General features: G+C 57.8%; 20 protein-coding genes. 14 read left to right on the top strand and 6 right to left on the bottom strand.

Going from position 1 to position 23,631, the window contains the following annotated elements; translation table 11 throughout:
• The first annotated feature begins 180 nt into the window (after positions 1–180).
• Entirely contained in the window at positions 181–1,107 is a 927-nt protein-coding gene (gene tal, locus THL1_RS16350) for a transaldolase (protein ID WP_069084215.1), read from the top strand.
• A gap of 64 nt (positions 1,108–1,171) precedes the next feature.
• Here the strand turns inward: tal and rssC are convergent, their stop codons facing one another.
• Together rssC and rssB are read right to left on the bottom strand one after the other, a co-directional pair.
• A complete protein-coding gene (rssC, locus tag THL1_RS16355) occupies positions 1,172–1,654 on the bottom strand; it encodes an anti-sigma factor antagonist RssC (protein ID WP_069084216.1) in 483 nt (160 codons plus the stop codon).
• The gene (rssB, locus tag THL1_RS16360; protein WP_069084217.1) at positions 1,651–2,835 is read right to left on the bottom strand and encodes a two-component system response regulator RssB; all 1,185 of its coding nucleotides are present in this window, start codon (positions 2,833–2,835) and stop codon (positions 1,651–1,653) included. The genes rssC and rssB overlap by 4 nt, the downstream gene beginning before the upstream one ends.
• A gap of 215 nt (positions 2,836–3,050) precedes the next feature.
• On the opposite strand from rssB, the gene THL1_RS16365 reads away from it, so the two are divergent.
• A complete protein-coding gene (locus THL1_RS16365) occupies positions 3,051–3,350 on the top strand; it encodes a PilZ domain-containing protein (RefSeq protein ID WP_069084218.1) in 300 nt (99 codons plus the stop codon).
• Positions 3,351–3,423: 73 nt separating this feature from the next.
• Here THL1_RS16365 and THL1_RS16370 read toward each other — a convergent pair whose 3' ends face one another.
• Positions 3,424–4,125: an MlaA family lipoprotein gene (locus THL1_RS16370; RefSeq protein WP_069084219.1), complete on the bottom strand. Its 702-nt coding sequence runs from the start codon at positions 4,123–4,125 to the stop codon at positions 3,424–3,426.
• Between the two features lie 103 nt (positions 4,126–4,228).
• On the opposite strand from THL1_RS16370, the gene THL1_RS16375 reads away from it, so the two are divergent.
• The 3 genes from THL1_RS16375 to THL1_RS16385 all read left to right on the top strand — a co-directional run bounded on the left by THL1_RS16375 (position 4,229) and on the right by THL1_RS16385 (position 5,841).
• Positions 4,229–4,648, top strand: coding sequence for an acyl-CoA thioesterase (locus THL1_RS16375; protein WP_069084220.1), 420 nt, complete (start codon positions 4,229–4,231; stop codon positions 4,646–4,648).
• Positions 4,649–4,703: 55 nt separating this feature from the next.
• Positions 4,704–5,444, top strand: coding sequence for a phosphatase (locus tag THL1_RS16380; RefSeq protein ID WP_069084221.1), 741 nt, complete (start codon positions 4,704–4,706; stop codon positions 5,442–5,444).
• 133 nt (positions 5,445–5,577) lie between these two features.
• Positions 5,578–5,841, top strand: a complete 264-nt coding sequence (locus THL1_RS16385) for a DUF4404 family protein (protein WP_069084222.1) — start codon at positions 5,578–5,580, stop codon at positions 5,839–5,841.
• A gap of 43 nt (positions 5,842–5,884) precedes the next feature.
• On the opposite strand, the gene queF is transcribed toward THL1_RS16385, so the two are convergent.
• Entirely contained in the window at positions 5,885–6,718 is an 834-nt protein-coding gene (queF, locus tag THL1_RS16390; RefSeq protein WP_069084223.1) for an NADPH-dependent 7-cyano-7-deazaguanine reductase QueF, read from the bottom strand.
• A 495-nt stretch (positions 6,719–7,213) separates the two neighbouring features.
• Between queF and THL1_RS16395 the strand changes: the two genes are divergently transcribed.
• From THL1_RS16395 to THL1_RS16415, 5 genes are all read left to right on the top strand, one after another.
• A complete protein-coding gene (locus THL1_RS16395) occupies positions 7,214–8,710 on the top strand; it encodes a DUF3375 domain-containing protein (protein ID WP_069084224.1) in 1,497 nt (498 codons plus the stop codon).
• 1 nt (position 8,711) lies between these two features.
• Positions 8,712–9,479 carry a DUF4194 domain-containing protein gene (locus THL1_RS16400; RefSeq protein ID WP_069084225.1) on the top strand — a complete coding sequence of 256 codons (768 nt, stop codon included), beginning with the start codon at positions 8,712–8,714 and terminating at the stop codon, positions 9,477–9,479.
• Positions 9,466–12,777 (top strand): ATP-binding protein, encoded by a 3,312-nt coding sequence (locus THL1_RS16405; RefSeq protein WP_069084226.1) that lies wholly within the window; start codon positions 9,466–9,468, stop codon positions 12,775–12,777. The genes THL1_RS16400 and THL1_RS16405 overlap by 14 nt, the downstream gene beginning before the upstream one ends.
• Positions 12,774–13,925 carry a Wadjet anti-phage system protein JetD domain-containing protein gene (locus tag THL1_RS16410; RefSeq protein ID WP_069084227.1) on the top strand — a complete coding sequence of 384 codons (1,152 nt, stop codon included), beginning with the start codon at positions 12,774–12,776 and terminating at the stop codon, positions 13,923–13,925. Before THL1_RS16405 ends, THL1_RS16410 begins: the two co-directional genes overlap by 4 nt.
• A 531-nt stretch (positions 13,926–14,456) precedes the next feature.
• Complete coding sequence (locus THL1_RS16415) at positions 14,457–15,401, top strand: dihydrodipicolinate synthase family protein (protein WP_069084228.1); 945 nt, start codon at positions 14,457–14,459, stop codon at positions 15,399–15,401.
• 461 nt (positions 15,402–15,862) lie between these two features.
• On the opposite strand, the gene THL1_RS16420 is transcribed toward THL1_RS16415, so the two are convergent.
• Complete coding sequence (locus THL1_RS16420; protein WP_069084229.1) at positions 15,863–16,606, bottom strand: sulfite exporter TauE/SafE family protein; 744 nt, start codon at positions 16,604–16,606, stop codon at positions 15,863–15,865.
• Between the two features lie 432 nt (positions 16,607–17,038).
• Complete coding sequence (locus THL1_RS16425; RefSeq protein ID WP_069084230.1) at positions 17,039–17,812, bottom strand: ABC transporter ATP-binding protein; 774 nt, start codon at positions 17,810–17,812, stop codon at positions 17,039–17,041.
• A 193-nt stretch (positions 17,813–18,005) separates the two neighbouring features.
• Between THL1_RS16425 and THL1_RS16430 the strand changes: the two genes are divergently transcribed.
• The 4 genes from THL1_RS16430 (at position 18,006) to THL1_RS29730 (ending at position 23,537) form a co-directional block, all read left to right on the top strand.
• A complete protein-coding gene (locus THL1_RS16430) occupies positions 18,006–18,890 on the top strand; it encodes an EamA family transporter (RefSeq protein ID WP_069084231.1) in 885 nt (294 codons plus the stop codon).
• A 188-nt stretch (positions 18,891–19,078) separates the two neighbouring features.
• A complete protein-coding gene (locus THL1_RS16435; protein ID WP_202969606.1) occupies positions 19,079–20,740 on the top strand; it encodes a YecA family protein in 1,662 nt (553 codons plus the stop codon).
• A 236-nt stretch (positions 20,741–20,976) separates the two neighbouring features.
• Positions 20,977–22,701 (top strand): AAA family ATPase, encoded by a 1,725-nt coding sequence (locus THL1_RS16440; RefSeq protein WP_069084233.1) that lies wholly within the window; start codon positions 20,977–20,979, stop codon positions 22,699–22,701.
• Entirely contained in the window at positions 22,695–23,537 is an 843-nt protein-coding gene (locus THL1_RS29730; RefSeq protein ID WP_145928315.1) for a hypothetical protein, read from the top strand. Before THL1_RS16440 ends, THL1_RS29730 begins: the two co-directional genes overlap by 7 nt.
• The last annotated feature ends 94 nt before the right edge of the window (positions 23,538–23,631 follow it).

Consider the following 23,631-nt stretch of genomic DNA (forward strand, 5'->3'; position numbering starts at 1 on the left):
CCAGCCGGAAAAAACCGCAGTGCTTGTGTGAAATATTTTTCGTCGCGGAACCTCTCTGCCCCTTTTTCAGGTCTGTAGGAATGGGCAGGCCGGCAGTCTGTAAAAAAGCCCTTACGCCACCGTTGAGCAGCCCCGGCGGCTCGGGTAAGGTCAGTTCATCCGCCACGACAAGGTTTTGCCATGACCTCCAAGCTGGACCAACTCAAGCAGTACACCACGGTCGTCGCCGACACCGGCGACCTCGACGCGATCACCCGCCTGAAGCCGGTCGACGCCACCACCAATCCCTCCCTGCTGTTGAAAGCGGCAGCCATGCCACGCTATGCCAAATTGCTCGACAGCGCAGTAGCCGGCAGCGGCAATGACCTGGGCCTGGCCTGCGACCGCTTCGGCGTGGCCGTTGGCCAGGAGATCCTCAAAGTCATTCCCGGGCGCATTTCCACCGAAGTGGACGCCCGCCTGTCCTTCGACACCGATGCCACCCTGCGTCGCGCAGAGCGCCTCATGGGGCTCTATGAGGAAGCCGGCATCGGTCGCGACCGCGTCCTGATAAAGATAGCCTCGACCTGGGAAGGCATCCGCGCCGCCGAGCAGCTGGAGCGCAAGGGCATCCAGACCAACCTGACCCTGCTCTTCAACTTCGCTCAGGCAGCCGCCTGCGCCGATGCAGGCGTCTTCCTGATTTCCCCCTTCGTAGGCCGCATCTACGACTGGTACAAGAAAGCCGAAGGTCGCGACTTCCAGGGCAGCGAAGACCCGGGCGTACAGTCCGTTGCCCGCATCTACCGCTACTACAAGGCCAACGGCTATCGGACCGTGGTGATGGGTGCAAGCTTCCGCAACCTCGGCCAGATCGAAGCGCTCGCAGGCTGCGACCGCCTCACCATCAGCCCCGAGCTGCTGCAGAAGCTGGCGGACGACCAGGGCACGCTGGAACGCAACCTGGCCCCGGGCAATGAGTCCGAGGCCCGCGTGGTGCTGGACGAAACAGCATTCCGCTGGCAACTCAACGAAGATGCCATGGGCACCGAAAAGCTGGCCGAAGGCATTCGCCTGTTCGCCCGAGACCAGGAGAAGTTGGAAGCCCTGCTCGCCTCCCGCCGCTGAAACGCAAACACCCGCAACCTGTTCAGGCTGCGGGCGTTTTCATTTTTGGGGCGGAAAGGACGGGTCAGCTGCGCTCGAGGGCACTGACCAGGTCGTGGAAAGCTTCGCGATTGGACTCGTTGAGCCCCATGAGGATGCGGTGGGCTTCCAGCACCTTGGTGCGGACCACATCCTCCGTCTGATCCTGCGGCGGCAGGTCTTCCAGGCACTCAGGGCACGGCACCGGCGTCCCGACGATATTGAACACCTGATCGAATCCCATCGACTGCAGCAGCCGGGTGATGTCGGGGTGGGTGGTCACTACCGTGGGCAACAGGCCCACTTTCTGCCGCGAAAGAATCGATAGCTTGGCCAGCAGGCCGAGCGTAGTGCTATCGATACTTCGGGTTTCCGTGAGATCAATGACGATCGCCGAGAAATTCAGCGCCGTGAAGATCTTTTCGATGGTCGCATCCAGGGCCGAACACAGCGTCAGGCGGATTTCTCCGACAAACTTCAGGACGAAAGTCCCGTCCTGTTCAGCAAACTGGATTTTACCGGTACTCATGCAAGGTTCCTGCTCAACACCAGCAAGGCGATATCATCCGGCATCTCGCCCAGGCTGGCCAGTCCAAACACTTGTCGCAAGCCATCCAGACTGCCACCTGCCTCACACACCATCTCTGGCAGTGCGGCTTCCTTATCTTTGAGGGTATCCCCGGGCAAAAGGTCCAGGATACCGTCGGAGAGCAAGGTCAAGCTGAAGGATGGCGGCAGATCGATGACCCGATCATCATAGCTCGCCTCTTCGAACAGCCCCACTGGCAGGCCCTTGCCAGCCAGGTAGGAGGCCTTGCCCTCACTGTAGAGCACCGGCAACGGCAAATGCCCGCCGATGCTGTAAGTCAGTTTGCCGCTTTCCTCGTCTATCACGCCACCGAGCATGGTCACGTGCTTGCCGAGTTTGGTATTGATCAGCCCACGGTTGATGTGACCAAGCACCTCGGAAGGCTTGAACTCAGGCAGCATGCCGTTGCGCCGGGACTCGTACAGCAGGCGCGTGGTCATGAACTTCAGCAGCACGGTCACGAAGGCCGAGGAGGCGCCATGGCCGGAAACGTCCGCCAGGTAGAACGCCACCCGGCGCTCGTCGACGCGGAAGTAGTCGACAAAGTCTCCCGAGAGATACAGCGACGGGATGATCTGGTGTGCAAAGCGCAGACCATCCACTTCCCAAGGCGTCACTGGCAGCATGTTCATCTGCACTTGGCGCCCGGCGTTCTGGTCTTCCTGCAGCAGGTGCAGGCTGGCTTGCAGTTCGCGGTTGGCGGCTTCCAGCTTTTCGCGGTAGCGGCGGTTCTCCAGGCGCAATGCCGCGCGGTCGAGGGCGCGACGCACCGAGTGCTCGAGAACGGCCAGGTCTTCCAGGGGCTTGATCAGGTAATCCGCAGCGCCGAGGCGCAGCGCTTCCACGGCGTCGCTCATGACGCCGGCGCCGGAGACCACGATCACAGGGGTTTCTGATTCCAGTTCGGAGATGCGGCGGATCAGTTCCAGGCCATCGACCTGAGGCATACGCAGGTCGCAGATCACCACATCCGGGCGTTCCTGCTCGAAAACCTGCAGCCCCTGCAGGCCGTTGCTGGCCTGCCGAACGCTGAATCCACTGTCTTCCAGATAGGCCGCGAGGCTTGCGCGCACTACCTCGTCGTCATCAATAATCAGCAGCTTGGCACTGGGATTGTGCATGGAGTATCCAGGCAAACGGCGCCAGGGATGGGTTGTCATGGCACCCGACCTAAGGCCCGAGCACGAGTACGGGGGTTCGCGTTACGGCGCAGACGGTACTCCCATCCGCAGGGCGATTCAAGCTTGCAGCGCACACCGAACTCTGCCTTTACACCCGAAATCGCTGGAAGTTATAAGGGTTTCGCCCCACTCCATGACAACAAGAGGATCAGTGCGTGAGCCTGGACGACCGCAACTACAGCGAGAAGCGCGATTTCATCAGGATGCAGGTGCAGACCAAGGCCATCCTGGAGCACGCGGGCCGCCAGTACCCAGCCCTTTGCCTGGACCTTTCCAGCAGCGGCATGCAGGTCGAGGCAGAGGTCGATGCGGCGGTGGGCGATCGCGTTCGCGTGCTCATTCCCTCCGAGCACAGCTCGTTGAAGGGCCTGGAAGCCGACGCCGAGGTGGTGCGGATCGGTGAAAGCCCCGATAGCGGATGCATCCTGGGCCTGAACATCCTCGACATACGCTAGGCAGCAAAAGCCGGAAACGAAAAAGGCGACCCTGGGGTCGCCTTTTTCATTTTTCCGGGCCTGGCCGAGGGGCTTAGAAGTCGTCTTCCACCTCGCCGTCCTTCACCTTGAACTCGCGGTTCTGCAGGTAGGCGTTGCGAATGAAGATGTACTTGTCGCCCGTGATCAGCTTCTCCGCCGACAGCAGGCTGGCGCGCGTATCCACCACATCCACGGCACGCGTCACATTACGGGTGGGTACGTGGTCGATGTAACCATACGGTTCGAAGAAGGAATCCGGGATCTTGCCGCCGGCATCACGCACAGTGCTTGGGCCGAGGAACGGTATGACGAGGTAGGGACCGCTGCCCACGCCCCAGTAGCCGAGGGTCTGGCCAAAGTCTTCGTCATTCCGCTGCAGGCCCATCCCGGTAGCCACGTCGAAGAAGCCCAGCAGGCCGAAGCTGGTGTTGAAGATCAGGCGACCGGTGTCGACGCCAGCGTTATGGAACTTGGCCTGGAACAGGTCGTTGACAAGGTTGCCGACATCCCCGATGTTGCCGAACACGTTATGAACGCCGTCTTCCAGGAACTGCGGGGTCACCGCCTGGTAGCCCTTGGCGACGGGTTTCAGGGCGTAGGTATCAAGGGTGTCGTTGAAGCGGAACATGACGCGGTTGAAGCCCTCCCAGGGGTCATCTTCCGCAGCATTCGCAGCGATGGGCAGCACCGCCAGGGTGACACAGGCCAGAACTCGGCCCAGACGATCGAGCCACCGAGCACTGATCAATTGCATTGCAGACTCTCCTTGAGAAAAGTAGTGTGGCGGCCCGCCGCCCGTTCAAAGGCGCGCAGTATAAGGCCATCGCCCGCATTGGGCAGCATAGCGGACAGCCAGCATGCAGGAAAAAACCTTGCTTCATGTTGCACATATCCCCGTGCGCTGGGGTGACATGGACAGCTACGGCCACGTCAACAACACTCTCTATATCCAGTACCTCGAAGAAGCCCGGGTGGCCTGGTTCGAAAAGCTCGGCATCGCCATGAACAACGTGCCCCAGGGGCCCGTGGTACTGCAGACGCTGCATACCTACCTCAAACCCGTGGTGCATCCTGCCACGGTAGTGATCGAGCTCTACGCCGGCGCGGTGGGCAGTAGCAGCCTGGTGGTGGAACACCGCCTGAGTACCCTGGAAGCCCCGGACACCCTCTATGGCGAAGGCCACTGCAAGCTGGTCTGGATCGATCACGCCACCGACAGATCGGTACCGGTGCCCAACGACCTGCGCCAGGCCATGGGTGTTGGCGCCCGCCCGTAACCTTCCTGTCATCCAGGGCGGTTAGCCTGCGCCAGACCTCGTCAGGACGACGCAGATGCCCCAGAGCCAACCGCCCGCCTTCACCGCCCTCCTCTTCGGCCTTTCCGGCTGTCTGGTGGACTTCGGTGCTCGTACCCTGCCCCTTGCGCTGAACCGTCTGCTGCCAGACTGCCCGGCACCGTGCCTGGCCGAAGCGGCGGCCTTCGCCCCTCGCGCTGCGCTTGACCACGTCCTGGGCGCTCCGGCCAGCGCGACGCAGCTTCAGGCCTTCCAGCAACAGTTGCTGGACGCCGCCGGAGAACATGCCGAGGCTGTAGCCGACCTCGACCGGCTAGCCAGCCTGGTGGACGCTGCCCAGGTGCCCTGCGCCTGGCTCGACGAGCTGCCTGCACCCGCCAGCTGGCGCCTGGCAACGCCCCTGCCCGCCTGGCTACGCGGTAGCGACATCAACGGTGCCCGCCCCTGGCCCGCACCGGACAGTTGCTGGCAGGCGCTAGCTGGATTGGGCGTTTCGCGCCTGGAAGGCTGCGTGTTGATCAGCGCCAGCCCGCGCTTGCTTCAAGCCGGCCTGAACGCTGGGCTGTGGACTATCGGCCTGGCCGCGAGCGGCCCCCTCTGCGGCCAGGCTCCGGCTGACTGGCACGCCCTGGACAGTGCCGAGCGCGATCGTTTGCGTGCCGCCGCGACGCTGGAGCTTTACCGCCTGGGCGCCCACTCGGTGATCGATCACCTGGGTGAACTCGCCCCTTGCCTGGCGGACCTCGCCAGCCGTCGTGGCAAGGGCGAGAAACCCTGAACCCGATGGATTTGTTTCAGGCTTGATCCGAGTCAGGCAGGTCTGCCCGGCCTGGATTAATCTCTAAGGCATGAGGGACCTTTTGGCCTGGCCGCAAGGTCCACTCCTGAGACATTTGCAAAGGGAGAAAGACATGCCTGAACGCCTGCAGCAGCAACTGCAACAACTGCGCGACCAGTTGGCCGAGGAACCACCACTGGATGCCGAGGAACGCGCATCGCTGATCGAGTTGATGCAGGAAATCGAACTGCGCCTGGCCCAGGACGCCGCCCTGGCGCCGGACGCTACCCTGGTGGATGGGGTCAACCTGGCCGTAGAGCGCTTCGAAACCCGCCACCCCACGCTCGCCGGCACTTTGCGCAATATCATGCAGAGCCTCGCGAACATGGGGATCTAGCCCGGAAGCAAACAAAAACCCCGACGTCGAGTCGGGGTTTTCGTTACTGCCGAACCAGCCGGCGATTGTCGGTCTGCACCTGCCCTGTGCTGCGGTAGGGGTTGATGTCCAGCCCGCCACGGCGCACATAGCGCGCATAAACGGTCAGGGACTCCGGCTCCAGCAAGCGCTTGAGGTCGAGGAAAATGCGCTCCACGCACTGCTCATGGAAGTCGGCATGCTGGCGGAAGCTCACCAGGTACGCCAGGAAGCTGGTGTGGTCCAGCCGCTTCGCACCGCGGTACTCCACGACGACCGTGCCCCAGTCCGGCTGGCCGGTTACCGGGCAATTGGACTTCAGCAGGTGGCTGTGGAGCGACTCCTGCAGCGGCAGCCCAACCCCGGCACGCAGCAGTTCGGGTTGCGGATGCTCGTAGCAGTCGATGACCACGTCCAGGTCGTCGATACAGACGCCCGGCAGACTCGCTACTCCTTCAGCGGCTACGTCCCCCAGGCTGCGCACCCGCACATTGACCGGAGCACCAGCAGCCGCGCTCAGGTCCCGCGCCAGTACCTGCTCCAGCTCGGATGCGCTGGTGTAGGCCGACTGATTCAGCGAGTTCAGGTAAAGCTTGAACGACTTGGACTCGATGATGTTCGGCGAGTCGGCCGGGATGGCGAACTCACCAATGGCCACCACCGGTTTGCCGGTGGGCGTCAACCAGGACAACTCGTAGCAGTTCCAGTAATCCACGCCCTGATACGGCAGGGTCGCGGCGGTCAGGCCCAGCTCGTTCCACTTGGTAGCGCGGGAGATGGGGAAGAGCAGCTCCGGGCTGTAGGTGCTGACGTACTCGCTGGATTTGCCCAGCGGCGAATGTTCGGCGGGATGATGCATGAAGGCGGGCCTGAAAGTGCGGAAATCGCGCAATTGTATACAGACGGGCAGCCGCTGAAAAATCCACGGCACCAACGGCACAGGAGCTATTCAAAAATCACCGAAACTTTCGCACGATTGTTGAAATGCCTCCACCAACGGAAGCCTCGCGGACGCAAGCTGGCGGCGGCCTGCTTTGAAGCACCTTCTTGAGTGCCGAAGCTCATGAGCTCCTCTAGGAGGTAGTTCTCCCTTCCCACCCTGACATCCTCATCATCTGACGGATGATCTACATATCAGGGCGGTGCCATCCGGCCGAATACCCTGCCCGAAAGTCTCCAAGTTCGATTGCATCCACACCCCGTCGAAGATACTTCGCGGCTTTCGCGCCTCCTTGCCCATTGCACCCAATGGGTCAGAACCGTAGCCCTCGTTAGTGAACGGCCAACGCTAGCCAGATGACATCAAAGACTTCATATTGACCGCGTGAGGTGGTGCTAGTGGAGGGCACCAGCGATGGACTACGACATCAAGCGGCGAACGCAGGAACTCATCCAAGCCCGCCAACAGAATCCGGCGTGGCAATTGCTGGCGGCCCGCCGCTCTCCCCTAGTACTCAGTTGCCTCCAGCATCTATTCGAGAAGAGTCGCGACGGAATTGCCTTCGAGGATGCCCTCACCGCTCTCGCCGAACTGCTTGAGCTACACGCCAACAATGAAGTTTTCAATGGTGATGGAGAGGACTTCTACGCTTCAGCGCGCAAGGAAATGCGCAGCTGGATCAAATTGGGCTTGGTCGTAGAACGGGACGGACAGCTGTACGCCACCGATGCGCTAGAAGCGGCGATGCGCTTCGCCGCGGGCTTGGGCGAGCGAATCATGACATCGACCGCCTCACGCTTATCCATGGTCCAGCGTGAAATCGAAAGCTTGCAGTCCAGTCTCAACCCCGATCCCCGCAGCCGTGCCGACCACATCAAGCGAAAGATTGCCGAGCTTGAAGCAGAGCTCGATGCAGTCAATGCAGGGCACGTTCCCGTTCTGCCACCGGTAGAGGCGGCGGAACGAATTCGTGAAATCTATTCTCTGGCGACAAGTCTCCGCGCGGACTTCCGGCGCGTCGAAGATTCATACCGTGAAGCTGATCGGCGACTTCGACAATCCATAGTCAGCGAGAAGAACCATCGTGGCGATATCGTCGACAAGATGCTGAACAGCCATGATGACCTGTTGGAAACCCCAGAGGGCCGTGTCTTCCAAAGCTTCCAGGTTCAGCTTTCTCGCTCTATAGAGTTGCAGAACATGAAACTGCAGCTGCGCTCGATAGTCACCCACCCTGTTACCGCCACTGCACTGAACCGGCAGCAGCAAAATGAGATGCGCTGGCTCATCCTCCGCCTGGTGGACGAGTCTGCAGGGGTTATTCGTGCCAGGGCCCGCAATGAACGAGACGTACGGGGATTTCTCAAAACAGGATTGGCGGCCGAGCATCACCGCGTGGGCGAGTTGATCAACGACGTCCTTCAGCAGGCATTGTCCGTCGACTGGAAGAATGGGGACATTCGACGTGCCCCTGCCCCCATCCCACCGGTGGCGGTGGCCTGCCCCAACCTGCCCGTCATTGAGCGCCTTCGCTTCAAATCCCTGGCAGGCAATGAGGAGCAGTTACTTGAATTGACCCCCGCAGCCCTGGACCTCACGGATCTCGATGAAGACTTCTGGGATGCCTTGGACGGATTGGACCGCGAGGCACTGGTCAACGATACGCTCGCAGTATTGGAGGCATGCGGGCGCGCCATGGGGATCGCCGAACTTGCAGAGCGATTACCTCCGACACATGACCTTGAGACTCTCGCCTTGTGGCTAAGCATGGCCCGGGAAGTCGATGCCCCGGTTCTCGAAGAGCGAGAGCAGGTTGAGGTCATCGCCCGTGAGGGTATCGGATTACGCTTCGAAGTCCCACGAGTGCAGCTGGAGGCCGTACAGCTGAGGCAAATGGATTGGGAGGTATGAGATGGAAAACTACTTTGATGAACTGGCAGCCGCCAACGCGCCTGAGGATGCACAGGAAGACAGGCAAGAAGACGAGACTACAGCAGCGGGACTCACCTCCTCCCCCGCCGACCCCACCGAAGGCCAAGCGGCTTACACACCTGTTCAGTTGAAGGAGTGCTGCCAGGAGTTGTTGCGAGTTGGCCTGCTTGAAGCATCCTCGAAACCGAATCTGTACCGGGCTGCTGTGACCCACACCACAGAGCTCAACACCATCCTCGAACCCTTTGATCTGGCTCTTCGCGTTGACGATATCCGCGGCCTCGCTTTCCTCATTGTGTCCCGTCAGATCTTTACCAACGATGAGGACGAGTGGTCCCATCCCCTGCTCCGTAAGCAACGACTCACGCTGGAACAGTCGCTGCTATTGGCCCTCCTCCGCCAGCACTACGTGGTGTATGAGCAAGAGGCCGGCATCGGGGGTGGAGACGCCAAAGTCGCCCTCGAAGAGTTGCTACCGCCACTGCGACTCTACCTGGGAGAGCTAGGCAGCGATCAGCGTGAGCACAGTCGTCTGCGCGGTCTCCTGGAGCAGCTCAGAGCCCATGGAGTGGTCTCGGAGGTCACCCCCCATGACCAAGTCGCGATCAGGCCAATCATCGCTCATCTCGCCAACCCCGAGAATTTGGTGAGCCTTGTTCAAGCCTTGAGAGCCAAATCCAACAATGCTCTGGAAAGCAACGCGGTAGCAACTGACGAAACTGGGGAAGCGAAACATGACCCTGCCTGAGACCACCAACCTGCTGCTCAAGGACCTGATCCCCGACTCGCCTTACCTTCTGGCTGGAATTGACCTGTTCAATTGGGGCTCATTCAGCAATCGGCACACCGCAGAAATCGACTTACGGGGCACGGCCATCATTGGCCAGACCGGTAGCGGCAAGACGACTTTGATCGATGCCTTTATGACCCTGATCACTGCCCAACCACGCTACAACCTGGCATCGACAGGGGGACATGAAAGCGATCGCGACCTCGTCTCTTATGTCCGCGGAGTCTCCGGGGCGGGACGCAGTGGCGACATGGACCATATCGCCCGACCTCAGAAGACCGTCACTGGGATTGCTGCACGCTTTAGAAACGAAGAAGACACGTTGTGCATTGGCGCCCTCTTCGCTCTCGACGGCAGCAGCTCATCCGCCTCCGACCTGGAACGAATCTGGATCTTCTCCCGGGTGCCGGGAATGGGACTCGATGATTGGCTTGAGCTCCATCACACCGGCGGTAATCGAGCCCTGAAAAGCCTGGCTAAGGAGACCCCGGGACTATTCGTCAACGAGAACAAGGTCCACTACCTGGCTCAGCTGCGGCGCTTCTTCGATGTCGGCGAGAATGCGTTCACCTTGCTCAACCGTGCCGCGGGACTCAAGCAACTGAACAGCATTGATGAGCTCTTCCGCGAATTAGTACTGGATGACCACTCTGCTTTCCAGCGTGCGGCCGAGGTGGCTTCGGAGTTCGACAATCTCACCACCATTCACCAAGAACTGGAGATCGCACGCAAACAGCGAGACTCACTTCTCCCGATTCTGCCTGCCTGGCAGTCACACACCAGTTTTGTGGAGCAGCAATCCCAATGCCGGGAGCTATTGGGACTAGCGCCAATCTGGTTTGCCATCAAGGGGTATCAACTCTGGGGAAAGCGCCTGCAAGCCCTCAATGAAGAGCTAAGGCACAACCAGCATCGCCGCGAGGAGTTAGCGCCGCAAAGGATCGCCCAGGCATCGCTTGAGCAGACCCTCAGGGATAGCTACCTACAGAGCGGTGGATCCAGTATCGAAGCGCTGAGAGAGCAAATTGAATGGCAGAGACGCCGCTACAAAAGTCTCGAGCGTACTGCCGAGGACTACCAGCGCCTTGCCCGAAAGCTTGAACTTGATGGAACGATTTCGAGGGAATCGTTTTACGAGAACCAGCAGAGAATCGCCACGCTGGTGACACAACTGGAGCCCGACGTAAGTGAACTGAATCAAGTAGCCTGGGACAAGGGGGGACAACTGCAGGCACAACGAAATGCTATCGAGGCATTGGAGAAAGAGCTGAGCGACGTCAGATCCCGGCCTAACTCCAACATACTCTCAGGGCCGGATCAGTTTCGAACAGCGCTGGCCAAACATCTCGGCCTGGAGAACGCCGATCTGCCTTTTCTGGCCGAACTCCTAGAAGTCAAAGGCGAGGAAGCGCATTGGAGAGGCGCGATAGAGCGAGCGATTGGCTCCCATCGCTTACGCATTCTCGTACCGAGTGGTTCGCTCAAGCCTGCATTGAGATGGGTAAACGGCAGGCACAATAATTTCCATGTCCGCCTGCTGGATGCCAAAGACCCAACACATCCCGCAGTCTTTCTTGATGATGGCTTTACTCGCAAGCTGAACTTCAAACCAAAATCTCCCTACCTTGCCGCCTTGAAGAAATTCTTGAGCGGCATCGATCGCCATTGCGTCGAATCTGCAGAAGCCCTGGAGCACATCGAGCACGGCATGACAGCTCAGGGCCTTATGTCGGGGAAAGCTGGCTTGTTTGATAAGCAGGACACCAGCCGCCTCGAGGAGGGCTGGATCACCGGCTTTGACAACACGGACCAACTGCGGGCATTGGCTCAGCGCCTCGCCGAAGCACGACAGTTAGCCAAGGAGTTGGAGGCGGCCACTGAAGCTGCACAAACGCGAGCAGAAACCGCCAAACAGAAGAAAGACTTGCTCGAACGGCTTGGGCAGCTGCAGTACGAAGAAATCGACCTGCCAGGTGCAGAGCAACTACTGCAGTCATTGCAAAGGCGCCTAGAGCTGCTGGAAGCTCCCGAGTCAGACATTGCACAGGCCCACCAACGATGGCAGGAAGCGCAGCACAATTTAGCCACACTCGATAAAGCCCTTAGCGATCTGCAGATCAACAAAGGCCTGATTGATAACGAGATCAGCGCTTGTACGGAAAGCCAAAGTAGCGCCTTCATACGCATTGGAGAAGGACTCACGGATGCGCAAATAGCGCTTTCAGACCAGCATTTCCATCTACCCGATGACTGCGAAGCAAAGTCCTTAACGGCACGCGAAGGATCGGCCACGAATGGCCTGCGAGAACGGGAAAGCGAACTTTCCAGGAGGCTTACGGAAAGCGCAAAGAGCCTTGTCCGCCTCATGGGAGGCGCCAAAAGAGAAGACACGGGGCCTCTCAATGACGTAGCCACCGAACTGGAGGACGTGCCTCAATACCTCGAACGGCTCAGGGTATTGGTAGAAGAAGCTTTACCTGAAAAGCAGCAACGCTTCCTGGACTACTTGAACCAGTCCTCAGACCAAGGTGTCACGCAGCTACTCCGCGGCATCGACAATCAAGTGTCCATCATCGAAGAGCGCATTGGTGAACTCAATGACACGATGCGTCGCGTCGACTTCCAACCCGGTCGATATCTTCGATTGGAGCCGAAGCAGGTGATTCACGACTCGCTGAAAGCGCTGCAAGCAGCTCAGCGATCGCTTCGCACAGCCGCCTTAATGGATGATCAAGGCGAAAGCCATTTCCGTGCGTTGGCACATATCGTAAATCTGCTCCGTGATGCCAGCGAGCGTAAGAGCACCGTTGGAGCCAAGGCGCTGTTGGACCCACGCTATCGCCTGCAGTTTGCCGTCTCGGTAATCGAGCGTCTGACGGGGGGGATCATTGAGACGCGTACCGGCTCACAGGGTGGCAGCGGTGGCGAAAAGGAGATCATTGCCAGCTATATCCTCACCGCCTCGCTCAGCTATGCGCTGTGTCCGGATGGAAGCAGTAAACCGCTGTTCGGAACGATTGTTCTTGATGAGGCCTTCTCCAAGAGCTCGCAGGCCGTGGCCGGCCGCATCATTTCCGCGCTGCGGGAATTCGGCCTACACCCCCTCTTCGTCACTCCCAACAAAGAAATGCGGCTGTTGCGGGCCCATACTCGGTCGGCAATCTTGATTCACCGCAAAGGGCAACACTCGACCATGACGTCGCTGTCCTGGGAGGAGCTGGAAACCGCAAAGCCAAGAGAACCAAACCAGCAATGAAGTCACCGAGCGATTGGTCTTGCAGGCTTGCGAAGCAGTGGCACCAGGCCGAGCTGCGGGTTTCGCGCCTGCTCCAACCAGGAAGCTGGCCGCTGAAGCTTAAGATTGGCAGGCCCAGCGCAGAGGTCTTTACTCAGAACCCCGAGCGTGTCCGCAGGCATGTTCAGGCTTGGCGGCAGGTCACGATTGGTCAAGTGGACTTTCAACCCGAATCCTATCGTGCCGGCAGCGAACCAGTGCCTATGCCACACACCTGGAGGCTGGCAACCCCTTCGGAGTGGCTACAGGCAACGCAGGATGCGGTCATTCAGGCGGAATTCCAACGCCTTGCGCAGTTGGTGAAGGTCGTACCGGATCCTCAATTCCGGGCGCTGATGGTGCGCCAACGGCGCTTGGTTCTGGATCGGCCGCCCGCAGAGGTCATCCGCTGTGCCGAGGTGGCAATGCTACTGGAGCAAGGCTGTGCGTCAGGTCGACCCTTGCGCGCGCTGACGATAGGGAACATCGACAGCAAGTTCTTCGAGCGTAACCGGGCCCTGGTCACGCAGTTCCTTGATCTTCGCTTCGACGGCCTGGTCTCCTCGATGGGCCTCGAGCAATTTCTTGGCGCCGAGGAATTCACCGACCACTGGCTCTTGCTAGTCCCATTGGCCGCCGGGTTACTTCCCTTCGATCAGCAAAGAGTTCCGGTCCAGTCACTCGTATCAATGCCAGCGGCGGTCAGCCACATCATCATCGTAGAGAACGAGCGTTGTACTCATCAGCTCCCACCGCTGCCCGGGACGGTCGCTATTCTGGGAGCGGGACTGAACCTGGAGTGGATGACAGGGGGTTGGCTGGGAACACGGCGAATAGCCTATTGGGGCGACATGGATACTTGGGGTCTCGCAATGCTAGCCACGGCCCGCCTACATCAACCAAGGCTGGAATCAGTCCTCATGTCAGTCGAATGCTTCGAACAGCACCAAGCGACCCTTGCAGTCATTGAGCCGTCGATAGCTGGAGCCACTCCGCCGTCAGAACTCAGCGACTGCGAGAAATCGCTCTATGAGCACTTGCTAAACATCGCCCGAGGACGTCTCGAGCAAGAGTTTCTTCCCGCGGAGCTGGTCTCAAGTGCACTGCGCGCCTGGCATGGAAACATGTAGTTCCGGCACTAGGGCACAGCAGAAGGCCGTGGCCTTCGTGAAAGGTACCAAATGGCCTGTCCCAGAATGAGAGTAGTTTGGAGTAATCGAAAGGGCCGGTGAGCATAGCTCGCTGGCCCTTTTCATTGGCAGGTCCTTCGGAAGAGCACCATTTCTTCCACGCTACGGCTACCCGCGATTGCCTAGGTAAGCAGCCAATCCATTCCGACCCTCGATCCAAAGCGTGCCCACTCGCTGCCTGTACACCCTACTCCCCCATCCCGCGACGTTGCGCATTTGCGCGTCACCTCCACCGTCGTGGCTTTTCGACCCGCGCCACCCAGCTGGAAGCTCGACATGCGCTTTACATCCTGAAGAATCATTTGTATAACGTATACGAAAGCGGTGTGCACGGTTTGGACGAACGCTCTAACTGCGTCGCTGAGTTAGCCGCCGTTTCTTTAGGAAGGAAGCGTCTCCCAACAACAACGCAGCTCTGCCGCCACGGCCTGCGACGTACACGTCGATCTGACGAACATTCGAGGAAACAAGATGAGCGACAACATCTTTACCGGCACCATTCCCGCACTGATGACCCCGTGCACTGCCGATCGCCAGCCCGATTACGATGCGCTCGTGGCCAAAGGTCGCGAGATGATCGAAATCGGTATGAGCGCCGTTGTGTACTGCGGCTCCATGGGTGACTGGCCGCTGCTGACCGAGGCCCAGCGTCAAGAAGGCGTACGTCGCCTGGTTGAAGCTGGTGTTCCAACCATTGTCGGCACCGGCGCCGTCAACAGCAAAGAAGCGGTATCCCATGCCGCACACGCCGCCAAAGTCGGTGCGCATGGCCTGATGGTCATCCCACGCGTGCTGTCCCGCGGCGCCTCCCCCGCCGCCCAGAAAGCTCACTTCTCGGCCATCCTCGAAGCTGCCCCGAACCTGCCGGCGGTGATCTACAACAGCCCGTACTATGGCTTCGCGACCCGTGCCGATCTGTTCTTCGAGCTGCGTCGTAAGTACCCGAACTTGATTGGCTTCAAAGAATTCGGCGGCGCCGAGGACATGCGTTACGCAGCGGAGCACATCACTTCCCAGGATGAGGAAGTCATCCTGATGGCCGGTGTCGACACCCAGGTGTTCCACGGCTTCGTAAACTGCGGTGCCACTGGCGCCATCACCGGCATCGGCAACGCCCTGCCGCGTGAAGTGCTGCAGCTGGTTGATCTGAGCAAGAAAGCCGCTAAAGGCAATGCCACCGCGCGCCGCCAAGCGAAAGAGCTGGAGTCGGCACTTGCAGTACTCTCCTCCTTCGACGAGGGCACCGACCTGGTGCTGTACTACAAGTATCTGATGGTGCTGAACGGCGACAAGGAATACACCCTGCACTTCAACGAAACCGACGTGCTCAGCGATTCCCAGCGCCGCTACGCCGAAACCCAATACGCGCTGTTCAAAGCGTGGTACGCCGACTGGTCCAAAGGTCTCAACGCCTGAAGTCCGAGGGTTCCCTAGCCCTACCGAAGCGGCCTGCGTAAGCGGCCGCTTCTTTTTTTGACGCAGGTGCCACCGAGCCACAAGCATTCTCCAGTGGATCTGAATTGTGGATGACCATATCCACCAGACGCTGCGTCGCTCCTTCCGCAATATGGCCTTCAGTGCATCTGCTCCAGTGCTCGTTCGTCGCTCAAACACACTTCTTACTGGGAACGGACTTATCGGTAGGGCCGGTTCTTTTTGGCTGATGGTCATTCCACGCGTGCCTGCCAGATGCCGTCACGATGCAGCAAGTCATCAGCTGGACGCTCCGATCGCAGGGCCTGCAACTACTGCCTGCTACAAGACTGGCAGCATCATTCTTGAGTAATGGGCGGGATACGGTGCGAGCTCAGCCCGATGGTTGCAGGACCTAATGTAGCGAGTCGGCCGGGGCCGATCAGAAACCCGACTTGCTTCGTTCAAACAAGCTCACGCAGGGCCAGCAGAACGCCTGCGGCAACAAGAAGCCAGACAAGTAGCCAGCGAAACTGACGGTCAGTCAGTCGTCGAAATACGGCAATGCCGATCTGCGAAGAAATGAGCGTGGCGGGAAGCGTGATCGCCATTAGAACGAGCGTGTCATGCGAGTAATAGCCCTGCCAGGCAAAGACAACGACGGCGATTCCAAGGATCCCTACGTTATACGGACGCAGGACGGCGCTAGTTTCCCCCTTGGTCCAAGGCTGTACCGAGCACCACATCGTTGGGAGTGGACCAGATAGCGAGGCCGCTCCCCCGAGCACGCCTCCCAGAAAACCGACCAATACATCTATGGCCGGCATCGGCTGGTCAAGCTGCGGGAGCGATCGCCGCAGGATGATGAATGCGCCGTAGAGCAGCATGAAGCTCGCGATCACGAGCTTCAGCGCTGCTGCGCTCACCACCCCGAGTACCGCGGTACCAATCGGGATCCCCAAAATGGCGGGCAGCAGAAAGCGGTGAAGACGGTCAATTCCGCAGCCGAGATCGCGACGGATGAGCCACAAGCTCTGTAGGCCGCTCACCACCGACATAGCCGCCACAATGGCAACTGCTTGCCACGGCGGCATTATCTGAAGCCATATACCAAGCGATAACAGCGCTGTACCGAACCCGGCGAGGCCATTGATGAAGCCGCCAGCGGCTGCGCCGGCTAGCAGCAGGAGGATGAGTTCAAGCGACATGTCAACTTATCCTCAGACAGTGGCGGCGAAAACTCTCACCTCCGTGGTGCACACTGAATTGGCAAGCTCTAGGGCTTGTTTGCAATACCAGAATGCAGCGCTCCTGGTGTTGTTGAGAAGCTGGCTCTTAACCTTAAATTGATGCGGACCAATCATTCCTTTCGGCCGATTGGCGTTGATCCGGAATGGTTGCCGCGTCTCCCGCAGCTGCTGAGCTGCCGACACAAGCTAGCTGCGGGAGACGCGTGCCCTGGATACAGAGTGCTCGCTGAAATCCACCATGCTCGATAACAAGCCCCGCTGCCCACCATGAAACTGGGAGCTTCCGCATCGGCGGACAAAGGGAGTGATGGAGCATCCATGCGGTTCAGCGGACTCTGTTGAACCCGATGAGCCGACAACTTTCCCCCGTTGCCGACTCACAAAGTGTGGTCATCCGTGCCAACAGCGATACCAACCATCCTGCTGACTGATCTGTAGATCCGCCTGATAAAGCTCGGAGAGATGTTGACTGGTGAGAACTTCCGACTTCGGCCCGTCTGCGACCAACTCACCCGCCTTGATCAGCACGACACGGTCGATCTCAGGAATGATTTCGTCGATGTGGTGGGTTGTGATGATCATCGACCGCCCTGCTCCACAGAATCGACGCAGCAAGGACAGCATGGTCAGGCTCGATCCCATGTCGAGACCATTGGCGGGCTCATCGAGAATCAGAGCACGCGGCCCATGAACAAGCGCTCGAGCCAGCAACAGACGGCGCTTCTGTCCGGTTGAAAGCCGTTGAAACATGCGGTCCTCCATCCCTTCCATGTCAACGGACCGGAGCATGTCGCGGGCGTGCTCCACCTGCTCCGGCGATGGCTGGAGATGACCATGCATGCCTATCGCGCCAAAAAAGCCGGATATCACTACCTCCAGCGCGCGCGTGTAAGGGGTGTAGTCGTCCTGGAGATCCTGGGAGATGAAACCGATCTGACTGCGCAGTTGCCAGAGATTGACTCTCTCACAGCCGAACAGCTTGAGCGCACTACCCTCCTGGTCGACCGGATAGATTTCCCGGCTGATCAATTTCAGCAAAGTGCTCTTCCCTGCCCCATTGGGTCCGAGAATCGCAACACGCTCGCCTTCACTGATCGTCAACGAAAACCGATTGAGCACGCGGGTCTGTTGCTGAAATGCCGTGACATTACTGAACTCAATCATGACGTAGAGAAATCCGCTGCCAGGTATAAGACTGGTGGTCGGCCGGTCGCTAACTCGCCACCGGAGAGGAGCAAATTGACAACCTCAGAGACCATAAAGTATACGATATACATGCAATGCGACCGATGCAAGTGTCGGCTCGTGCCTGGGCCGTCCAGGCACCCAATCGTTCAGACAGGTACGAGGATTCACAATGCCGATAAGGGACTTGCTGCTAGTTCTGACCACCATCGTCATCTGGGGCCTCAATTTCCTGGTGATCAAGCTTGGCCTGGACGGCTTACCTCCGATGCTGCTTGGTGGCTTGCGTTTCTGCCTTGTGGCCTTCCCCGCAATGCTCTTCGTCAAACGACCGCAGCTTCCAGTACGATGGCTCCTCGCTTACGGAGCAACGATCTCCCTGGGGCAGTTCGCGTTCCTTTTCGAAGCGATGGCCCATGGTATGCCCCCCGGCATGGCATCATTGGTGCTCCAAGCCCAAGCGTTGTTCACGCTGATTTTCGCGGCGGTGTTCATCGGTGAGCCCATCAGGCTAGCTAGCCTGCTCGGCCTACTGGTCGCAGCTAGTGGGCTCTTGCTTATTGGACTGGATGGTGAACGCGTCACGCCGCTAATGGCATTGCTGTTGACGCTGTGCGCAGCAGCGATGTGGGCGTTGGGTAACGTGATTACTCGTCGCTTCGGGAAGATCAATTTAGTCGGCTTGGTGGTTTGGGGAGCGCTGATACCGCCGATTCCCTTCTTTGGTCTGTCACTCTGGCTCGAGGGGACAGATCGAATTCAGATGTCCCTTCGGAGCCTTGATCTACAGTCTGTGCTTTCCCTCATCTACCTGGCCTACGCCGCGACGTTGATTGGCTACAGCCTGTGGAGCAATCTTCTATCGCGCTATCCCGCCGGAAAAGTCGCCCCGTTTTCCTTGCTCATTCCCGTCGTGGGCATAAGTTCTTCGGCGATTGTCTTCGATGAGCGCTTGAGCGAGCTCCAATGGATCGGCAGCTTTCTGGTGATGACCGGACTGGCGGTGAATCTCTTCGGTAGAAACCTGCTCCACCAGCTACGTAGTCGACTGGGTTGAGTCCGAGCACACCAACCCTCCACGAGTCGAAAGTGCATTCGTAGGGGAGTGTCACCTACACCTCCCCCTGCAGATGTTATGTTTGCACGCCAACTTCCTCGCAAGGAGCAAAGCCATGCCGACCGGCTCGGACCTGACGTGTTTGGCGACACATCGCAATGTCCGGATCGGCACGCTCGGCGAATGCCATGACCAAATCTGGTCGTAACGCCCCTTGCCCCTGCGGCAGTGGCAAGAAATACAAGAAGTGCCATGGCGATAGCGCTCACTTGGATCGCATTGCCCAGGCGATGGCGGCAATACCCCGCATGCACCTGGGCCAGGAGGCAAAGGAGCACCAACGTATCGAGCAACAGGGACTGGGAAAGCCCATACTCGCGGCCAAGACGGACAGCGGGTATCAGTTTGTTGCTGTCAGAAATCGCCTCTTCCATTCGAAAAAATGGACGACCTTCCATGATTTCCTGGTCGATTACCTAAGTCATGCCCTAGGCGTCGAGTGGGCCAATGCCGAACTGAAGAAGCCACTCGAAGAAAGGCATCCCATCTGGGTTTGGTATCACAAGCTTTGCGAGCAACAGCAGTTGCTCATCGGGGAGCCAGGCACCGTAGCAAGTGCCCCGATGACAGGCGCCGTTGCAGCCTTCATGCACCTGGCATATGACCTCTATGCTCTGGATCACAATGCTGAGTTGCAGGCCAAGTTGATTGGCCGGCTGCGCAATTTGGAAAACTTCGCTGGTGCACGCTATGAGATTCAGGTCGCAGCCACACTAGTGCGCGCGGGCTTTACTCTTGCCTTCGAGAACGAAGACGACCGACGCACGTCTCACTGCGAGTTCACGGCGACAAGCACACACACCGGTAAGCAGTTCTCGGTCGAAGCGAAGCGGGCAGAGAGCCGACGCGTACCTCGGCAACTGGTGCGAGCGCTCCAGAAGGCGGCAAACCACACCCGCATCGTATTCATTGACCTGAACTCCCCGGACCCTTCGACCGACGAAGGAGTTCCTGCATACATGCAGCGCGCCTTTGACCTGGTGCGACGTTTCGAGGTTTCTGCCCCAGAAGCGCAGCGACTGCCGCCGGCCTACGTCTTCCTCACCAATACCCCATGGGAGTACCACCTCGATAGCGTTGAATGGGGCCAGACCGCGTTAGCAGATGGATTCCGTCTTGAAGATTTCAAGTCGGACCACGTATTCCCTTCGCTGCGTGCAGCTATCAACGGTCGCCAGGCGCACATCGACATGCACAAGCTGCTCAAGTCCATGCGTAGCCACTCGAGTATTCCGTCAACGTTTGATGGGGATAATCCTGAACTAGCCTTCGTCACCGCTGAGCCAAGATTGATCATTGGAAATCGATACGTCGCCCCGGACACGGAAGGAGGCGAGGTGGAAGGCGTGCTCAGCTCCGCTGTTGTAATGGAGCAGGAGAGGGTCGCCTACTGCGCCCTCAACACCTTCGATGGTCGAGGAATCCTCTTCAGCGTCCCGCTGTCCGAGGCCGAACTTAAAGCTTGGAAACGGCACCCTGAGACGTTCTTCGGCGAGATTTCCCGGAATTGTCAGAGCAAGACACCGCTGGATATGTACGACTTCTTGATGGAGACCTATCACCGCACTCCAAAGGAGAAGCTGCTGGAGTTCCTTGCCGGCTCGGGGGACGTTGAACAGCTCTCTGCACTGAGCCAACCAGAGTTGGCCAGTATTCACTGCGAACGCCTCGCAGTACACGCCTTCGCAAACAAGAAGCCGGCACCACCTCCCTTGGTATCCAGATGGCGGAGGAAAACTGAGCCTCGCCGTGCGGCACCTTCCAAATCCGACGACATCTCGACGGATTGACCTCGCCCTCGCCTGACTGCATTGCAGCTCCCGAGCGCCGGCTACGTCGGCGCTTTCTCATTACTCAACTGGTCCTGAACCGCTTTGTTGTCTGTGATGACATCGGCCCGCCGGCAATGAAGACTGGCAGGACATTGATATCTAAAAGCCACTACCTTAAGGTGCCGGGCCAGCTATGCCATACGTATCCTATGGAACGTCAGGACTGATCAGCGCCATCACTAAGGAGAGTAGCTTTGAAGGTCATTTACAACGGTCGGGGGAGCCGTCGCACGAACGCCTTGCCTGACGGCTCGGATGATGTTTTGGAACTGCTGTCCAATGACTGGAACGACTATGGATTTGAAACCACGTTTATTACGGTCTGCCGAATAGGAGGAGAGCGTGTTGAACTGGCGCCTGTCCGTGTCCTCGTTGAGGATGTACACAACACCCGAAAGCATCTGAACAAACTACTAGAAGACGGCTGGGACGGAAATTTTCCTATTCCTGACGTGAACTATGTCTCCATTCCAGGAGAAGTTGCGTTCTACGAGCAGTTACAAGGGGCACTTTCAAACGAGCAGGCGTTAGAGATCGCTGATCGGCTCCGAGATGCAAGTTATCTCGTGTATATCAAGGAATGTCCTGAGGCACAAAGCCTCATTAAGACAAAGGGATTTAGAGACTCGCTCCAGCGCGAGCGTGGCAGCATTGAGTCTTTTAGTGATGGGTGGAAAGTTCTCGACCAAGAATCCATTACTGCAAAGGACATTGAGTTTGACTTCAAGGATGTCTATGGAAACCAATCCTCGTTAAGCCTAAAGTTCAGCTCGGACAAGACGTTCTTGCCACGTGAAATCAACGTACTGATTGGCGCCAACGGAACAGGAAAGTCTCAACTTTTGCATCAAATGGTTGACGCCTGGATTGCGGATGGAAGACAGTCCCGAAAACGACACACCACAATGCCGGAAAGCATAAGTCGCTTAATCGTTGCATCCTACAGTCCATTCGAATTATTCCCAGTGGACATGAGTGCATCAAAGGTTAGGGATCGTGATGCATACAAATATTTCGGCCTCAGAGGCAAGTCAACTTCACAGTCTACTGGCGAGCCCAAACCCGGCGCATCAGCGCCGGTGACTTTATCAAGGGAAGTTCCAAGGCAGGATACCATCACATCTCTGCTGTCGTGCATTGCTGATGATCAGCGATATCGACATGTCAAAGGGTGGGGGCAAAAAGTTGCAACAGCGACCCGTGTTTTGCGTGCTGCGATTGACTTCGACGCAATGGCGTTTAAGGTCAAGACTCGCATCAATACTGATGATCTTGTCTGCGACGGTGATGTTGAGGCTCCCTTTAAGGAGATAAAATACAAAGGTAAGAATGGGATCTACGCACTGATTACAGCAGATACGACAAATCTTTGGGATCAGAAGACTTTGTCCAAAAGCCTTATCAGTTCTCAAGGTGTAATGTTTATCAAAAATGGTTCGATTCAGGCACTGAGTTCGGGTCAGAGACTTTTTGCCTATCTAGTCCTGAATGTCTTAGGTGCGATCAAGCGTAATAGCTTGATATTGATCGATGAGCCAGAACTTTTTTTGCATCCCTCCCTTGAAGTCCAGTTGGTGGAGATGTTGAAGCAGATTCTCAATAGGTTTAACTCCCGGGCCGTCCTGGCTACTCACTCTGTTTCGATTGTGCGTGAAGTTCCTTCAGACTGCGTACATGTTCTCGAGAGAACTGAAGATCTTCTGATAATAAAAAAGCCACCATTCCAGACTTTTGGCGGTGATGTACAGCGCATTGCTTCCTACGTTTTTGGCGACAAATCAGTCTCGAAACCATTTGAGCAATGGATCAGCGACCGCTTGGAGCAAATGGACGCCGACGAACTCATTGCGTCGTTAGAAGGACATATCAACGAAGAGTTGATCATTCAGATTCATACAATGGGGAATGGTAAATGGTGATGCATCTACCGAGCCCGCCGCATTGTAGCATTACCCTTATCGAACAAATTGTGGAGGAACGGCAGGGCGGGCGTAATGCTCAGTATTTCAAGGGTATCGAAGCAGAGTGGAAGGCTCGTACCGAAGTGTATTTACAGCATGGTGGATCTCCTGAACACGTACCGCTATGGACAGAGGTTCCCGCAGAAAGAAAGAAGAGCTTTAGAACTCTTTATACACATCCGAAGGATGGAAGCGCCCAAGGTATTGTCCTGGATGATTTAAATGGCCATGATTTAAATTTGTGTCCGGCTTGTGGTGAATTTGGAAAACCTAATACCCTCGATCATTATCTTCCCAAGGGCAAGTACCCTCATTTCAGTGTTACGCCCGCCAACCTATTCCCTATGTGCGACAGCTGCCAGAAAGAGAAGCTGGAAAAGACGCACACCGCAAAGGAACCAAGGCTCTTTCTGCATCCTTATTACGATGATTTTGTTGAAAGTCAAATAATCCGAGTTGTGATTGAACCGCCTTATGATGCCCCTAGCTTTCGGCTGGAGCTATCAGACTGGCTATCGCCAGAGCAGAGGGCGGTAGTGCTCAGCCACGTTAGAGAATTAGCAATCGAAAAGCGGTTCGCAACGTTCTTCAAGGCGGAAAGCATGCGAATTCAAAAGCTTGCAGTGAAAGCACGTGAGGCCGGCATGCCCGTAGAGGACTCGTTGGAGCTATTCCGGTCGATTCATGAAGATCCATCATTGAATAGTTGGCAACACTTGTATTACAGGGCAGTGCTCGACAACCGCGACATGCTCGATTACCTAACGGTAGGAGCTCTCCCCGATAAAATCTGATAGTTCTGACGGATCATGCTCTAGGTCGTTTATATTGGCGTAGGCGCGCTGTGAGGCCTGGTTGATGTCCCTGGTGTAGAGCTTCAGGAGTTTC

The sequence above is a fragment of the Pseudomonas sp. TCU-HL1 genome, from assembly GCF_001708505.1.
In the GTDB taxonomy this organism is placed as follows: Bacteria; Pseudomonadota; Gammaproteobacteria; order Pseudomonadales; family Pseudomonadaceae; genus Metapseudomonas.

What these genes read in the sequence shown, in the direction of transcription:
- tal (WP_069084215.1), top strand. Translation starts at nt 181, where the DNA reads ATGACCTCCAAGCTGGACCAACTCAAGCAGTACACCACGGTCGTCGCC.
- rssC (WP_069084216.1), bottom strand. Translation starts at nt 1,654, where the DNA reads ATGAGTACCGGTAAAATCCAGTTTGCTGAACAGGACGGGACTTTCGTC.
- rssB (WP_069084217.1), bottom strand. Translation starts at nt 2,835, where the DNA reads ATGCACAATCCCAGTGCCAAGCTGCTGATTATTGATGACGACGAGGTA.
- THL1_RS16370 (WP_069084219.1), bottom strand. Translation starts at nt 4,125, where the DNA reads ATGCAATTGATCAGTGCTCGGTGGCTCGATCGTCTGGGCCGAGTTCTG.
- THL1_RS16375 (WP_069084220.1), top strand. Translation starts at nt 4,229, where the DNA reads ATGCAGGAAAAAACCTTGCTTCATGTTGCACATATCCCCGTGCGCTGG.
- THL1_RS16380 (WP_069084221.1), top strand. Translation starts at nt 4,704, where the DNA reads ATGCCCCAGAGCCAACCGCCCGCCTTCACCGCCCTCCTCTTCGGCCTT.
- THL1_RS16385 (WP_069084222.1), top strand. Translation starts at nt 5,578, where the DNA reads ATGCCTGAACGCCTGCAGCAGCAACTGCAACAACTGCGCGACCAGTTG.
- queF (WP_069084223.1), bottom strand. Translation starts at nt 6,718, where the DNA reads ATGCATCATCCCGCCGAACATTCGCCGCTGGGCAAATCCAGCGAGTAC.
- THL1_RS16395 (WP_069084224.1), top strand. Translation starts at nt 7,214, where the DNA reads ATGGACTACGACATCAAGCGGCGAACGCAGGAACTCATCCAAGCCCGC.
- THL1_RS16400 (WP_069084225.1), top strand. Translation starts at nt 8,712, where the DNA reads ATGGAAAACTACTTTGATGAACTGGCAGCCGCCAACGCGCCTGAGGAT.
- THL1_RS16405 (WP_069084226.1), top strand. Translation starts at nt 9,466, where the DNA reads ATGACCCTGCCTGAGACCACCAACCTGCTGCTCAAGGACCTGATCCCC.
- THL1_RS16410 (WP_069084227.1), top strand. Translation starts at nt 12,774, where the DNA reads ATGAAGTCACCGAGCGATTGGTCTTGCAGGCTTGCGAAGCAGTGGCAC.
- THL1_RS16415 (WP_069084228.1), top strand. Translation starts at nt 14,457, where the DNA reads ATGAGCGACAACATCTTTACCGGCACCATTCCCGCACTGATGACCCCG.
- THL1_RS16420 (WP_069084229.1), bottom strand. Translation starts at nt 16,606, where the DNA reads ATGTCGCTTGAACTCATCCTCCTGCTGCTAGCCGGCGCAGCCGCTGGC.
- THL1_RS16425 (WP_069084230.1), bottom strand. Translation starts at nt 17,812, where the DNA reads ATGATTGAGTTCAGTAATGTCACGGCATTTCAGCAACAGACCCGCGTG.
- THL1_RS16430 (WP_069084231.1), top strand. Translation starts at nt 18,006, where the DNA reads ATGCCGATAAGGGACTTGCTGCTAGTTCTGACCACCATCGTCATCTGG.
- THL1_RS16435 (WP_202969606.1), top strand. Translation starts at nt 19,079, where the DNA reads ATGACCAAATCTGGTCGTAACGCCCCTTGCCCCTGCGGCAGTGGCAAG.
- THL1_RS29730 (WP_145928315.1), top strand. Translation starts at nt 22,695, where the DNA reads ATGGTGATGCATCTACCGAGCCCGCCGCATTGTAGCATTACCCTTATC.